This window comes from Gordonia jacobaea (assembly GCF_965344965.1).
GTDB classification, from domain to species: domain Bacteria; phylum Actinomycetota; class Actinomycetes; order Mycobacteriales; family Mycobacteriaceae; genus Gordonia; species Gordonia jacobaea.
Genome location: NZ_CBDRLS010000004.1, coordinates 23265 through 39164 on the forward strand (window position 1 = coordinate 23265; position 15900 = coordinate 39164).

Sequence of the window (15900 nt, forward strand, 5' to 3'; positions counted from 1 at the left end):
CCTCCTCAGTTGATGTCTTCGGTTGACGTGACGCCACTGGTGTGGCGCCACCGATGGCGCGCAGTTGGCGCGTCGTCGATGCGATGCCTCGATGTCCGACGCGGTTGTGGGGAGAGGACATGCGCGAAGTCGACGACGTTGTGCGGCAGGAGCATTCGAGCGTGGGTGCAGTCGACGTCGATGTTGCGGATGTGCCCGTCGACGTAGGGACGCCATCCGTCGACGGCTCGTGCACCCCGCTGAGGTGCCCGGGTGGCGGAGACGAAGGTGATGTCTCCGTGGAACACTCGAGGACGCCACGGATTGGCGAGGGAGCCCGCCTGCTCGAAAACGCGGTGTACCGTACCGAATTCGGCTCTCGACAACCCCGCGAGCATTCCGCCGGCCGACCGCACCGCGTGCCAGGCGTCGTCGACATCGGGTGAAGTGGTGGGATCGGTTGTGGTGATGCCGAATTCGCTCATGAGCTCGCCAATGGAGGGCTCGGTGACGAGGTCGGGTCGGTCGGACAGGACGTACGAGTCGAGGATCGTGAGATCGCCGATGACTTCTCCGCTCCCCTGAAGGATCACCGCGATCTCCTGGGCGATGATCCCGCCGAGCGACCAGCCGAGCAGATGGTACGGACCGGTCGGCGCGACCGACTGGATCTGTTCGGCGTAGTACGCGGCGAGTTCGCCAAGCGACGATGGCGCAGGCCGCCCGGACAGCGTCGGGTGCTGGAGTCCGTACACGGGACGGTCGGGTTCCAGGTGGGGGAGCAGCGACGCGAATGCCCAGGAGAGTCCGATCGCCGGATGTACGACGAATAGCGGTGCCTTTGTCGACGCAGACTCGCGCGACGCCGACCGCAGCGGGATGAGTACCTCCCAGGCGGAGCGAGGGCTCGAGGCGCTGACCGACTCTTGTGACGCGGGGTCGATCTGTGAGGCGAGTTCAGCGACTGTCGGTGCCGCGAACACCTGGTGTGCGCGTATCTCGACTCCGAGAGCGCTCGACAGACGATCGGTGAGAGTCGTTGCCTGCAACGAGTTTCCGCCGAGATCGAAGAAGCTTGCGTCCGCGGCGATCTCGTCGTCCGGCAGTCCGAGTACCTCGATGAAGATCGCCGCGATGGTCGTCTCGGTGCCGGGGCGCGGGGCGCGCCCACGTCGGGTGATCTCCGGAGCCGGGAGCGCCGTGCGGTCGAGCTTGCCGACGGGAGTCAGTGGGATCTCGTCGAGAACAGTGACCGTCGCGGGCAACATATGGCGCGGAAGACGTTCTCGCAGGGAACTTCTCAGGTCATCGCCCAGAGCGGTTCGATGCGAGGTGCCCACTTGGGCGGCTCGCTCGGCGAGCGTCACGTAGCTGTGCAAGGTGGTGCCGCCCTCCGTCGACGCGGAGTCGTCCCCGGACTGACCGGCTCCGGCCAGCACTGTGACCGCGAAATCGATCCGAGGGTCGGCCGTGAGCGCGTCGTCGATCTCTCCGAGTTCGACGCGGAAGCCGCGAACCTGTACCTGGCCATCGCTTCTGGCGACGTAGGAGAGTCGGCCGTCGTGCGTCCACCGGACGAGGTCTCCGGTGCGGTACATGCGGCAACCGGCGAACTCGTCTCCGGCGACCATCGGGGCGGGCAGATACCGCGACGCGGTGAGCCCGGGACGACGGTGGTAGCCGCGGGTCACCTGCGACCCGATCAGGTACAACTCACCCACGACACCCGCGGGCACCGGATGCAGGCGCGCATCGAGTACGAGTGCGCTCACGCCGTTGTTCGGTGTGCCCATGGTCAGTTCGTCGTGTGCGCGCAGCGGATCGCTCGAGGTGGTGATCACGGTGGTCTCGGTGGGGCCGTAGACATTCATGATCCGACGCCCCGCCGACCACCGCCGCGCGAGATCTGCTCCGTAGGCCTCGCCGCCGATCGCGAGGCACGTCAACGTCGGGACGTCGGTCGGCGACATGCTCGCCACCGCGGCGGGCGTGATGAATGCGTGGGTCACCCCGGTCCGAGTGAGGAACCGCGCCAACGGTTTACCGCCGAAGACATCGGTCGGAGCGATGACCAGGCATGCGGAGCCCGCTGCGGCGAGCAGGAACTCGAGCACCGAGGCGTCGAAGCTCGGTGACGCGAAATGAAGCACCCGCGATCTTTCGTCCGGTGTCATCCTCGCCCGCAACTCGTCTCGGACCGCACGTAACCCGGAGTGCGGCACCAGAACGCCCTTCGGGCGTCCGGTCGAGCCGGAGGTGTAGATGATGTAGGCCAACTGGTCGACGCCTGCGGGTACTGCCTCGGTCTCTGTGAGGGGAGCTGTCGACGCGCCGGCGAGCCGGTCGAGTACCGACTGCTCGTCGACGACGAGTACCGGCATCGTCGAGGAGGGGATGCGCTCGCGGGTCGCCGAGTCGGTCACCACGAGTCGCGCGCCGCTGTCGGTGAGCATGTGCGCGATCCGCTCCGGCGGGTACGTCGGGTCGACGGGCACGTAGGCGGCTCCTGTCCGCACGATGGCCCAGATGGCAACGAGTGCCTCGATCGATCGGGGAATGGCCATGGCCACAACAGGTTCGCTCGTCGCCCATGCGTCCGATTCCCAGACGCCGCTGGCGAGCAGCACTCGTGCGAGTCGGTGCGCGCGGGCGTCGAGCTCGCGGTAGGTGATGCTGGTGTGGCCGTCGGTGGCGGCGATGCCGTAGGGGTTGCGTGACACGGCGTCGTCGAGAATCTCGCCGAATGTCATCGGCTCGCCGCTGAGCGGTCCGCGTGCGGGGGCGACATCGGCAACCTCGAGCGGATCGGTGATCCGGATGTCGCCGACCGCGCGCGTGGTGTCGGTGGTGATCGCACGGACCACCCGCAGGAACCTGATGGCGAGGTCGTGGGCATCGTGGTCGCGGTACCGATCGGCGGCAAACGTCACCTCGAGGGAAGCGTCGGGTGAGTGTAGGTGCGCGATCGTGAACTGAAGACCGAATTTGGCCTGGGCGGCGCCGATCTCGCCGATTTCCCCGCGCAGCCCCGGTGCCAGGTCGACCTGTCCGTGCGCGACGTCTGCCCCGTAGTCGTGGACCGAGAGTGCGACCTCGAAGAGCGGATGTCCGCCGACCGACCTGTCGGGATTGACCGCTGCGACGACGTCGTCGAAGGGCACGTCGCGATGGTCGAGCGCATCGAGGTCGTCGTCTCGCACCCGCGCGAGCAGGTCGCGAACGGGTTCGGTGCCGTCGAGCCGAGTGCGCAGGGCGAGCGTGTTGACGAACATTCCCACCACACGGCCGAGGTCGGTGTCCGGGCTATCTGCGAGTTCAGCGATGTCCCGATTCGCCACCGGCGTGCCTATCACCACGTCATCGCCTACTCCGAGTCGATGCAGGAGGGTGGCGAGTGCGGTGTGGAGCAGAGTGAACGGGGTGGTCGAATAGGCTCGCGCACAATCGATCACGGCGTTGCGCAGCCCGTCGTCGAGCGGAATCGATACCGAACCGGCAACCGACGGCGAACTCTTGTGTGCGTCGGCATGGGTCTGCGCGGGGCGGGTCGGCTTTGGTGCGCAGTCGGCCGGGGCGCCTGCGAGCAGGCTCGTCCAGTAGGCGAGATCGTCCTCTTTCTCACTTCGACGGTCGGCCGCGGTGACGATCGCGGCGTAGTCGCGATAGTCGAAAACCGAAGCCTCCCAGAAGGTGTCACGGCCGTTGAGTCTTTCGAAGTAGGCTGTGGCGAGGTCGTCGATCAGAATCGGCAGCGAGGCGCCGTCGGCCGCGGCGTGGTGGATGACGAGGACGAGGATGTGCTCGCTGGTGGTGCCCTGCGAGATCCGCGTCAGGAGATGCGCGCGCATCCCTGGCTGTGCCGAGATGTCGATCGGGGTGGCGCACAGGTGCTCGATCAGTGCCGACGCGTCGCTGTCGTCGCTGTAGCCGAGCGGTTGCAGATGCCCGATCGCGCGGTCGGCCCCGACGAGAACACCTCCGACCTGCGTACCGCCTGTTTCGGAGGGGTAGACGGTACGCAGGCCGGCGTGCCGCGACACGAGATCGACCAGTGTGTCGCGGAGCGTCTGACGGTCAAGGGGTCCCGTCAGGCGCAGTGTGAAGGGCATCAGGTAGTCGGTCGACGCCGGATGCGTGCGAGCCAGCGACAGTAGTCGACGCTGCATCGGCGCGATCGGAATGATGCTGCCGCGCAGAGGAATCAGCGTGGCGGAATGACTCCCTTGCTCGACGTGCTCGTCGCGGCCGACGAGTTCCGCGAGCGCGGCAACCGTCGGGCGATCGAAGATCTCGCGCACGCGAAGCCTGGTTCCGTCGTCGCTGCGCAGCTTGGCCGCGAGAGCCGTTGCCTGCAACGACGTTCCGCCCGCGGCGAAGAAGTCGGTATCTGCGCCAACGCTGTCGCGTTCGACGCCGAGGACGTCGGCCATTGCGTCGGCGACCCGCTGCTCGGCCGTCGAACCGAGCTCACGCACAGCAACCGCCGCCGGTGCGGTCGGTGCGGGTAGCGAGCGACGATCGATCTTTCCGTTGGGAGTCAACGGGAACCGATCGAGCACGACGACGCTCGACGGCACCATCTGCCGCGGCAGACTCGCCGCGACGTGTGCGATGAGGTCGTGGTCGGACGGGGAGTCGGGCCGGGTCGAGGTGACGTAGGCGACCAGGCGCGCCTCGGCGCCTTCTCCGTGCACGAGTGTCAGCGCGGCGTCGACGTCAGGATGTGACGTCAGCGCGTGGCTCACCTCATCCGGCTCGATGCGGAAACCGCGCACCTTGACCTGATTGTCGCTGCGGCCGTCGAACACCAACGACCCATCGGTGGTGCGGTGCACCACGTCGCCGGTGCGATACATCAGCCCGCCGCGCGCTCGCGGGTCGGCGATGAATCGTGCGGCGGTCAGACCCGGACGGCCGAGGTAGCCGCGTGCGACTCCTGGTCCTGCGAGGTACAGCTCGCCGGGTACGTTGTCGCGCACGGGGTTCAGTCGATGGTCGAGAACCAGTGCGGTGCAACCGATAACCGGCTCACCGATCGTGATCGCCTCGCCGGGACTCAACGGCTGCGACATCGTCGCCACGATCGTGGTCTCGGTGGGTCCGTAGCAGTTGACGTAACGTCTTCCCGGTGCCCAGGCTGCCACGAGTTCTGCTGGCGATGCCTCGCCCCCGACGCCGAGCGTCCGGAGCAGCGGCAGCGGCGCAGGTGTGGCTGCCATGAGCGCGGCGGGTGTGATGAAGGCGTGCGACACCGCGTGCTCGGCGAGGAACTCGACGAGCTCGTCTCCGCCGAAGATGGTCGGCGGCGTGATGACCATCGTCGCACCCGCGTCGAAGGCGAGGAGGAACTCCAGGAACGTCGCATCGAAACCGGGTGACGCGAAATGCAGTGTGCGATCGCCGGAATGAACGTCGTAGCGGTCGCGCTGACTCTGGCTGAACGCGCCGATGCCTCGATGCGTCACCGTGACGCCCTTGGGCGTGCCGGTCGAGCCGGAGGTGTAGATCACGTACGCCGCGGCGTCGGGTCGACGAGGCGCGGGAGCCGGTGGTGCCGCGCTGCCGCGATCGAGTGCTCCGGTGTCGAACCAGTGCAGGTCGGACGACGCGTCGAGCAGTGCGGTTCCGAGTGCCCCGTCGGTGTCGGTGATTCCGACTGCGACGTCGGAGTCGCGGAGCATGTGCTCGATGCGTTCGGTCGGATACCGCGGATCGATGGGGAGCACCACGCCGCCCGCGCGCAGTACGGCCCAGAGCGCGGCGACGAACCGCCACGACCGGGGGAGTGCCACGGCGACTACGTCTTCCGGCCCGACGCCCTCGGCCCGGAGAGCGTTCGCCCATCGTGCCGAGATCTCGTCGAGGCGCGCATACGTCAGCGCGACGTCGCCGTCCTCGACGGCAATCAGATCACGGTGGCGGGTGGCGGTGAGCTCGAGCAGGTCACCGAGGTGAACCGGGTCGGGCGTCGCGACGTCACGCGCAGGCTGCGTTGCGACGAGATGGTCGTCGACGCTGCGGTCCGGGTGCGCGATCAGTGCATGTGCGAGTTCGACGAAATCGTCTGCCAGAGACTCGATTCGGGAACGACTGAACAGGTCGGTCGCGTACGTCAGACGAAGCGTGTCGCCGCGCGACTGCACCTCGAGGTCGAAACGTGCTGCGCCGGTGTCGACTTCTTCGATCCCGGTGCGTAGACCGCGTAGCGCGGAGTCCGTTGTCGCGAGCGGATCGTCGTCGACCGTCAGTGAGATGGTGAAGATCGGGTGACGGCCCGTCCGAGGGGGACGCAGGTCTGCCACGACGGCGTCGAACGGCATGTCCGCGTGTGAGAGGGCGTCGAGGTCGGATCGGCGCACCTCGTCGACGAGTTCGGCTGCCGACCACGTGCCGTCGACGCGGGTGCGCAGTGCGACGGAGTTGACGAACATTCCGACCAGTTGTGCGAGACGGGGATCGGCTCGTCCAGCGACGGGTGTCCCGATGACGATGTCGGCGTCGGAGCCGCTGGTGTGCACGGCCTGGTCGGCGCTGTGGTGACGTAGCAGAGCGACGAGCACCGCGTGCATTGCCATGAACTCGGTCGTCGTCGAGGTACCGAGTTCGGTGAGGCGCGCACGCACATCGCGGCCGAGGGTCACCTCGACGACGTCGGCGCCGCGTTGTGCCGCTTCGTCTTTCGCGGGCGCGATGTCGGGCAGCAGTACCGGGGCGGAATCGAGACCGTCGAGTTCGGTGCGCCACCACGCGGTCAGGTCGGTCAGGCGCGTGTCGAGTCGTTCACGCTGCCACCGCAGATAATCGCGATAGTCGAGGGGGAGCGGATCTGCCGACGGTGATCGACCGTCGGACAGATCCGCGTAGGCGCCCGCGAGGTCATGCGCGAGTGGCGCCATCGACGCGCCGTCGGCGGCGATGTGGTGCACGACGACGGTCAGCTTGTGGTGGTCAGCGGAGTCGCTGAGCCGATGCAGCGCGACGCGGATGGGCAGATCGCGCGTGAGGTCGAATGGACGCTGCGCCAGCGATTCCGCGGCTACACGCCAGTCCGACGCCGAGACGTCCCGGACGTCGAGCGTGATGTCGCTGCCCGCGGCGACCACCGCTGTCGGCAGTCCGTCGCGTTCGGGATATACGGTGCGCAGCGGCTCGTGGCGGGCGATCACCCAGCGGAGCGCGCCGGTGAGCGCGTCGACGTCGAGTGCGCCTCGCATGTCGAGTGCGAAGGCGATCGAGTACGACGCGTCGGGCGCATCGTCGTCGGCGCCGAGCGTGTTGAGGAACCAGAGCTGCCGCTGCGCAGGTCCGCAGAACATCTCGGTTGTCGGATCGTGCTGCAGGAGATCGTGTTCCGTAGGTACCGCGTCCGCGCACAGAAGTGCGAGCTCCGCGGCGGTCGGATGATCGAAGACGTCGCGCACGGCCAGACGCGAGCCGGTGTGTTGTCCGAGTGCGTCCACCAGCTGCGTCGCCAGTAGTGAGTTGCCGCCGAGTTCGAAGAAGTCGTCGTCGACACCGACGTCGGCGACCGGTCGGTCAAGTACCCGGGCGAACACGGAGCAGATCATGCGCTCGGCGTCGGAACGCGGTGTGACAGGCTCGGACTCGCGTGCGGCGTCGGCGTCGCCGGGCGCGGGTAGGGCGCGCAGGTCGATCTTGCCCGCGGGAGTCCTGGGGATCTCGGGAACAGCGATGATCGCCGAGGGAATCATGTGCCGCGGCAGACGTTCTCGCAGTTCGGTCAGCAGTGCCGCGCGTGTGTGCTTGCCGGCATCGACCCCGTCGAACGCGACGAACGAGATCAGGCGCGCCGTCGCACCTTCACCGTCGACGACGCTCACCGAGGACTGCACGGCGTCGAGCGCGGTGAGCGCGGCGTCGACCTCTCCCAGTTCGATGCGATGCCCGCGTACCTTGGCTTGGTCGTCGGCGCGGCCGCGGAACTCGAGGCGATGATCGGCGGTCCAGCGCACCAGATCGCCGGTGCGGTACATCCGTTCGCCGGGATCGCCAAAGGGATTGGCCACAAATCGCTTCGAGGTCAGTCCGTGCACGCCGTGGTAGCCGCGGGCCAGGTGAGTTCCCGAGACGTAGAGTTCGCCCGTCGTGCCGGGTGCGACAGGGACCAGTCGCTCGTCGAGAACGACCGTCGAGACGCCGCGAATGGGCCTGCCGATCGTGACGCGGGGTGAGCGCGACGTCGTGGGTTGCTCGACGATCGGGTCCGAGACTGTCGCCACGACCGTCGTCTCCGTCGGCCCGTAGGCGTTGAAGATCGTCGTGGTCTGCGCCCATCGACGGACCGCTTCGGCATTCGGATGCTCGCCACCGATCACAAGCACCTTGAGCTCCGGCACGGCCTCGGGATTCATGGTGGTCAGCAGCGAAGGCGTGAGAAACGCGTGGGTGATGCCTGCAGAGCGCATCAGATCGGTGAGTTCGCCACCGGCGACGGGATCGGGCCCGACGATCCGCATCGTCGACGCGCCGGCGAACGCCATGAGGAGTTCGAGGACCGAGGCGTCGAAGCTGGGCGACGCCATGTGCATCGTGCGGCTGTGGGCGGTGAGTCCGAACTGTGACACCTGTTGTGCGGCAAAGTCCGCCAAACCTCGGTGGCTGACGACGACGCCCTTCGGCGTGCCGGTGGTGCCTGAGGTGTAGATCATGTACGCGGGTTGGTCGACCGAGAGTTCGGGTGCGTCGTCGCGCTGTGGCGTTGGGGTGTCGCCGCCCGGACCGTGGATCTCGTCGAGCGTGATGGTCGTGATGCCGTTGGCCGCGTCGCCGAGCTTGTGGAGCGAGTCTGCGTCGCTCAGCAGCAGGCGCGCACGGGAATCGGTCAGCATGAACTCGATGCGAGCGTGCGGGTACGCGGGATCGATCGGCACCCATGCTGCTCCGCATCGGGTCACCGCCCACACTGCGCGCACCCACTCCGCGCCCCGTGGAAGTGCAATAGCGACAAAGTCTTCCGGACCCACTCCGTTGTCACGGAGGCGCTGTGCGAGAAGTTCTGCGTCGGAGTCGAGTTGGCGATAGGTGAGTGATGTCTCGCCGTCGGTCACGGCGATTCGGTCGGGCTCCGAGCGAACCGCAGCGGCGAGGATCGACGAGAAGTGTTCGACGGGGCGGGTTCCCGCGCCGACCGCCGGCACCAGTCCAAGTCGCTCACTCTGGTCGAGAACGGCGATGTCGCCGACGGCGAGTGTCGGGTCGTCGGTCACCGTGGTGATGATCCTGCCCAGTCGCGAACCCAGGCCGCTAACGGTCGCGGCGTCGAACAGTCTGGTGGCATAGCCGATTTCGATGTCGATGCCGGACGGTTGCCCGTGCTCGTCGGTGTGTTCGACAAAGGTGAACGATAGGTCGAACTTGGTGGTCGCGATATCGATCGGCGAGGCCGTTGCCCTCAGACCGGGGAGGTCGATGGTGATGTCATCGCGATTGTCCACCGCGACCGAGACCTGGAAGAACGGATGGACCTGTGCCGATCGCTGTGGATTCAGTTCGGTCACAAGGTGATCGAAGGGGATATCTGCGTGGTCGAAGGCGTCGAGGTCGGCGTCGCGGATCTGGCCGAGTACAGCCAGGAAGGATGCGTTCTTGTCGACGTGCGTCGGCAGTGCGAGGGTGTTCACGAACATTCCGACGAGAGCGTCGAGGTCGGCGTCGCCTCGACCGGACACGGGTGTGCCGACGACGATCTCGTCGGAACGGGCATAGCCGCGCAGCAGCGTGGCGACCGCGGCGTGGACGACCATGAAGAGGGTCGCGTCGCTGTCGGCGGCCAGCGCCGTCAACGCGCTGTGACGTTCGCTGGGCACCCTCATCGTCACGACATTGCCCGCGACACTTGCGCGGTCCGAGCGCGGACGATCAAGCGGCAGTTCGGTTTCTGCGGGGGCATCCGCGAGATGAATGCGCCAGAAGTCGAGGTCTGTGCCGTCGGTGGTGGTTAGTGCGGCACGTTCGGTGGCCGCGACCGTCGAGTACTCGACGGGCAGGGGTTCCCAATCGGGCGCGTGACCGTCGACGCGTGCGCTGTAAGCGGCGGCGAGATCGGCCGCGAACGGAGCGAGTGACCATCCGTCCGCCGCGAGATGATGGATGACGACGATCAGCGTGTGGTCGTCGGCGGACGTGCGCACGAGCCGTGTGCGGATGGGGAAGTCGCGTGTGAGGTCGAATGGCTGTGAGGCAACCTCGGCCGCGCGTCGATCTACCTCGCTGACCTCGTCGACCTCGTCGATAGTCATGTCGATGGCGGCGTCGTCGGGGGCGTGAATGTCGAGGAAGGCATGTCCGTCGTGCTCCGACACCGTGCTTCGTAGCGGCTCGTGCCGCGCGACGACGTCGTTTACCGCGGCACGCAGAGCGTCGACGTCGAGGGCTCCGGCAAGGCGCACGCTGAACGGAATGTGGTAGGCGACAGCAGAATCCGGGTCGAGGCGCGCGGTCAACCAGAGTCGCTGCTGTGCGGGTGACAGTGCGACCTGTCCGTCGGTCGACGCTGCGATCTCGTCGACGGGCTGGGTGGCTGTGAGCTCGTCGTCGACTCCTGCTGCGCGCAGCGCGTGACAGAGCGCGGCGAGGTTAGGGGCGTCGAACACGGCGCGTAGTGGCAGTCGGTGTCCGGTGCGGCCCGCAAGTCGTGCGCTCACCCTCGTGGCTGACAGCGAGTTGCCGCCGAGGTCGAAAAGGTTATCGGACAACGAGACCCGACCAGGCACACCGAGCACCGCGGACACCGTCTCGACGACGGCGACGTCGAGTGCCGTAACCGGCTCGATCCGTTCGCTCTGCGATGACGTGCGAGTCGGCGCCGGGAGCGCGGCGCGATCGAGCTTGCCGTTGCTGGTCGTCGGTAGATCCGTGAGCACGGTGATCGTCGTCGGGACCATATGGGGGAGAAGGTGATCGGTCAGCTCGGCGCGTAGGTCGCGGGAGTCGAGGTCATCTGTGCCCGCGACGTAGCCTGCCAGTTCGATGCCACCTGTGGCCGCGTCGTCGAACGTGATGACCGCCGCGCTGCGGACGCCGGGCACTGCCGCCAGCGCCGACTCGATCTCGCCCAACTCGACGCGCTGACCGCGGATCTTGATCTGTGAATCGGCGCGACCGAGGTACTCGATCTCGCCGTCGGCACGTCGGCGCACGAGGTCGCCGGTGCGATACAGACGTGCGCCGGGCTGACGCGGATCGGCTACGAACCGTGCGGCGGTCAGGTCGGAACGGCTCGCGTAGCCGCGAGCGAGTTGGACGCCGCCGAGGTAGAGCTCACCGATCGCGCCGACGGGTTGCGGCATCAGGTGATGGTCGAGCACGTGGGTCGACGTGTTGTCGACGGGCCGACCGATCGGGATATCGCCTGCGTCGCTGCGGCATTCGTCGTGATACGTCACGTCGACTGCCGCCTCGGTCGGGCCATAGAGATTGTGCACGGGCGCTGGCGTGAGCTCGCCGACGGCACCGACTGTCGCGGGTGTGAGTGCCTCACCGCTGGTGAAGATGCGTCGCAGCGAAGTCAGGGCATCCGGTGTGAACGACTCGTCGAGGGTGAGCGCGTCGGCGAATGCCGAGAGCATCGACGGCACGAAATGCAGTGTCGTGATGGACTCTTCGGCGATGACGTCGCGCAAGTACCACGGATCGCGGTGGCCGTCGGGCCGTGCGACGACGAGTGTGGCGCCCGCGACGAACGGCAGGAAGAACTCCCACACCGACACGTCGAAGGTCGCCGGTGTCTTCTGCAGCACCCGGTCGTCTGAGGTGAGGCGGTAGCGATCCTGCATCCATCGCAGGCGGTTCACGATGGCGCGGTGGTCGATCACGACGCCCTTGGGCCTGCCCGTCGAGCCGGAGGTGAACAGCACGTAGGCGGGGTTATCGGGGCGGGGTGCGTGGGGCCGCGCTGTTGACGGTGATGGCTCGGTCAGTTCATCGACGGTGACCACCGGAGTGTCGGCTCCGGCCCAGCCGGGTGCGGCGATGATCAGCGCGGGCTTGGCGGTGTCGAGGATGTGCGCGAGGCGCTGCGTGGGTTCTGCGGGATCGATGGGCAGGAATGCTGCTCCCGCGCGAATGACCGCGTGCAGCGCAACCACCTGGTCGGCACTTCGTGGAAGAGCAACGCCGACAACCGATTCCGGGCCGATTCCGCGCGCGGCGAGTCCGGCCGCCGCACTGCGTGCGCGTGCGGTGAACGTCGCGGTGTCCAGCGTCTCGACGCCGGGTTCGATCAGTGCGGTGTGCGTGGCGGTGCCCTGTTCGAGCGCGGCGTCGAGCAGCGAGATGAGCGTCGAGTCGGTTGCCGCAACGCTACGGCCGTGGGCGACGTCGTCGATGGCCGCCAACTCCGAGGCCGTCATGGGTGTGATGTCGACGACGGGCAGGTCGGTTGGGGCGTCGACGAATCGTCGTAGGAAGTCCACGATCCGGTTGTGATGCACCGAGACGTCGTCGGCGGTGTACACATTCGGGTTTGCCTCGAGGTCGAGTCGCATGCCGCCGGTGAAGCCGTCGTAGACGTTGATCGACGCGTCTTCGACGGGGCCGGTGGACAGCACGTTCAGTTCGCCGCGCAGCGAGCCGAAGTCGATGTGCTCGAAGAACAGCATGACGTTGACCATCGGACCGAAGAATCCGCGCCTGCCGTCGGAGTCGTCGAGGATGTCGGAGGTGATCTCTTCGTGGCGGAAACGCTGATGTCGCACAGCGTTTTTGATGTCGGAGTTCATGATCCGCAGCGCGTCGGCGACGGTCGTCGCGGCGTCGAATTCGATGCCGACGGGTAGGACGTTCGACGTGAGGCCCGCCGACGTGCGCAGGAGGTCGGTGTCGCGGCATGCCACGGGGAGGCTCAGCTGGGCGTCGTCGCGATCGTTGAGGCGCGCCAGGTAGACGGCGACCGCCGCGGTGATCACCGACGCGGCTCGCACTCCGTGATCTGCGGCGCGCGAACGGATGTCCGCGACGAGGTCGGCGTCGAGTTCTGTGCTCTCGACGATGGCGACCGGCGCTGCCGGTGCACTCGCAGGCGACAGGGACGTCGGCTCGGGAGCGTCGGCTCCCTCGGGGCGCAGGCGCTGCTGCCAGTGGTCGTGTGCGCGGGTGAACGCATCGGAGGCGTGGTACTCGCGGTCGATCTCGGCGATCTGCGCCATCGTCGCGCTCGACGGTGCGGGCGCGGCGTGACCCTCGGTGATCGCGGTGTAGTGGGCGGCGACCCGGACCATCATGTACATCGCGGCGTAGCCGTCGAACGCGATGTGGTGGCCCCAGCAGTACCAGAGCGCGCGGCTCGGGCCCAGACGAAGCAAATACGTTTCGAGGAGCGGATCGGTGTAGACGTCGACGTTGCGCGACCGGTGGTTGTCGATCCATTCGAGAGCCCGCGCACGCGGATCGTCGTCGTCGGAGAAGTCGACGAGCCCGAGCCTGATGTCCCTGCCACGATCGACGACGATGCGAGGTTCGCCGTCCTCGTCGTCGACGACACGCAACAGGCCTGATTCGGTTTCGTTCGCGGTCAGTTGCACCGCCCGGTCCATCACCTCGGCGTCGACGTCGTCGAAGAACTCGGCGAAGGCCGCGACCGACATCGGGGTGTCGGGGTCGAGCTGCTGCGCGAAGAAGATGCCGCGCTGCGCCGCGGTCAGAGGGAGCGGTCGGCTCTGCGCGTCGGCAGACGGATGCTGCCCGTCTGTGGAATGGCCGCTTGTGAAATGAGTCGTGCTCACCTCGGTGCTCACTGTGCCTCCTCGTGAGGTGACCGTCGCGGTCAAGCGCGGCGATCGGTCGGTGGTGGTGGCCCTGTGCCCGGTGGATCTGACCGTGCTTCGCGCGACTAAGCGCCGCAGATGGGTGCGGATTGGAGAAAAATCGAAAGCGCGGGCGGTCGTGGAGAATGGCGAAGTGGCCGTCGTGGTCGTGCCTATCGGCAGCGATTTGGCCCGGACCTGCGCGTTCGCCTACACTTGTGGGGTTGCCTGCGGCGCGTTGAGCGTCGCGAATCGGCTCGCGAACCCACCCGGTGGTGCGTTGTGATCGCAAGATCGGAACAAAACCCCAGGCAGGCGTGTGTCCGGTGGTAACAGACCGTGTGCGTCGGGTCGGAAATTCGGCGTACAGATGCGGTGGCCCACCTCGGTGGATCCGCCGTGTCGACAACATCCAGGTCAAGGAGACTAACGAGTGATTCAGCAGGAATCTCGCCTGCGGGTCGCCGACAACACCGGAGCCAAGGAAATCTTGTGCATCCGCGTGCTGGGCGGCTCGTCTCGGCGCTACGCAGGCATTGGTGACGTCATCGTCGCCACTGTCAAGGACGCCATCCCCGGCGGCAACGTCAAGCGGGGAGAGGTCGTCAAGGCTGTCATCGTGCGCACCACCAAGGAGCGCCGTCGTCAGGACGGAAGCTACATCCGTTTCGACGAGAACGCCGCCGTCATCCTCAAGGGTGAGAGCGACCCCCGCGGTACCCGCATCTTCGGCCCGGTCGGCCGCGAGCTGCGTGAGAAGAAGTTCATGAAGATCGTGTCGCTGGCACCGGAGGTGATCTGACATGAAGGTTCACAAGGGTGACACCGTCATCGTCGTCTCGGGCAAGGACAAGGGCGCCAAGGGCAAGGTCATTCAGGCCTTCCCGAAGGAAGAGCGTGTTCTGGTCGAGGGCGTCAACCGCATCAAGAAGCACACCGCTGCGTCGGCCAACGAGCGTGGCGCGGCGTCGGGCGGCATCGTGACCCAGGAAGCGAAGATCCACGTGTCGAACGTGATGGTCGTCGATTCCGAGGGCAATCCCACCCGCGTCGGCTACCGCGTCGACGAGGAGACCGGCAAGAAGGTCCGGATTTCCCGCAAGACCGGGAAGGACATCTGATATGACCACCACCGAAAAGACCCAGCCGCGTCTCAAGCAGCGCTACCGCGCCGAGATCAAGGATGCGCTGAACACCGAGTTCGACTACGCCAACGTGATGCAGATCCCGGGCGTCGTCAAGGTCGTCGTGAACATGGGCGTCGGCGACGCCGCTCGCGACTCGAAGCTGATCAACGGCGCGGTCACCGACCTCGCACTGATCACCGGCCAGAAGCCGGAAATCCGCCGCGCACGCAAGTCGATCGCACAGTTCAAGCTGCGCGAGGGCATGCCGATCGGCGCACGCGTCACGCTTCGTGGCGACCGTATGTGGGAGTTCCTGGACCGCCTCGTGTCCATCGCGCTTCCCCGTATCCGCGACTTCCGCGGACTCTCGGACCGCCAGTTCGACGGCAACGGTAACTACACCTTCGGCCTGAACGAGCAGTCGATGTTCCACGAGATCAACATCGACAACATCGACCGGCCGCGCGGTATGGACATCACCGTCGTCACCTCGGCCACCACAGACGAGGAAGGCCGCGCGCTGCTGCGCCAGCTGGGCTTCCCGTTCAAAGACAACTCCGTGAAGGACAACTGATGGCAAAGAAGGCTCTGGTCAACAAGGCCAACAAGAAGCCCAAGTTCGCCGTGCGGGCCTACACCCGGTGCAACCGCTGCGGCCGTCCGCACTCGGTGTTCCGCAAGTTCGGCCTGTGCCGTGTGTGCCTGCGCGAAATGGCACACGCCGGCGAGCTCCCGGGCGTGCAGAAGTCGAGCTGGTGACCCAGCTCCGCTGACGTAGCTCGACGGGCGGCGCGCGCTGCGGCCGCTGGTTGAGCTTGTCGAAACCTCGACCCCGTGTCCCCACTGTGGGACGCGGGGTCGTCGTCGTATTGGGGCCGCCCGATCCGTATGACGGAAGCGCCGGTTTTCGGGGCTCGCTGTCATACTGATCGATTCGACGCCGCCCGCTCCTCGACGCCCCGCCTCCCCCGATCGGGGGAGCGCGCAATCCACCCGAACATCGGCCGGATGACGGGTGGGTAGGACGTCCG

Annotated in this window: 6 protein-coding genes; 5 read left to right on the forward strand and 1 reads right to left on the reverse strand. The window is 66.9% G+C overall.

Translation table 11 applies throughout. The features are described 5' to 3' along the window. Positions 1 to 5: 5 nt before the first annotated feature. On the reverse strand, positions 6 to 13733 hold the full coding sequence (locus ACRVY7_RS14215; RefSeq protein WP_431817538.1) for a non-ribosomal peptide synthetase: 13728 nt from the start codon (positions 13731 to 13733) through the stop codon (positions 6 to 8). Here ACRVY7_RS14215 and ACRVY7_RS14220 point away from each other — a divergent pair. The 5 genes from ACRVY7_RS14220 to ACRVY7_RS14240 all read left to right on the forward strand — a co-directional run bounded on the left by ACRVY7_RS14220 (position 13714) and on the right by ACRVY7_RS14240 (position 15628). After that, positions 13714 to 14028, forward strand: coding sequence for a hypothetical protein (locus ACRVY7_RS14220; RefSeq protein WP_431817539.1), 315 nt, complete (start codon positions 13714 to 13716; stop codon positions 14026 to 14028). The genes ACRVY7_RS14215 and ACRVY7_RS14220 overlap by 20 nt on opposite strands. 147 nt (positions 14029 to 14175) lie before the next feature. Next, positions 14176 to 14544, forward strand: a complete 369-nt coding sequence (gene rplN, locus ACRVY7_RS14225) for a 50S ribosomal protein L14 (protein ID WP_005208410.1) — start codon at positions 14176 to 14178, stop codon at positions 14542 to 14544. Between the two features lies 1 nt (position 14545). Continuing rightward, positions 14546 to 14863 carry a 50S ribosomal protein L24 gene (gene rplX / locus ACRVY7_RS14230; RefSeq protein WP_005208409.1) on the forward strand — a complete coding sequence of 106 codons (318 nt, stop codon included), beginning with the start codon at positions 14546 to 14548 and terminating at the stop codon, positions 14861 to 14863. A gap of 1 nt (position 14864) precedes the next feature. Then, the gene (gene rplE, locus ACRVY7_RS14235) at positions 14865 to 15443 is read left to right on the forward strand and encodes a 50S ribosomal protein L5 (protein WP_005208408.1); all 579 of its coding nucleotides are present in this window, start codon (positions 14865 to 14867) and stop codon (positions 15441 to 15443) included. Next, positions 15443 to 15628 carry a type Z 30S ribosomal protein S14 gene (locus ACRVY7_RS14240; RefSeq protein ID WP_005170384.1) on the forward strand — a complete coding sequence of 62 codons (186 nt, stop codon included), beginning with the start codon at positions 15443 to 15445 and terminating at the stop codon, positions 15626 to 15628. Before rplE ends, ACRVY7_RS14240 begins: the two co-directional genes overlap by 1 nt. Positions 15629 to 15900 lie beyond the last annotated feature (272 nt).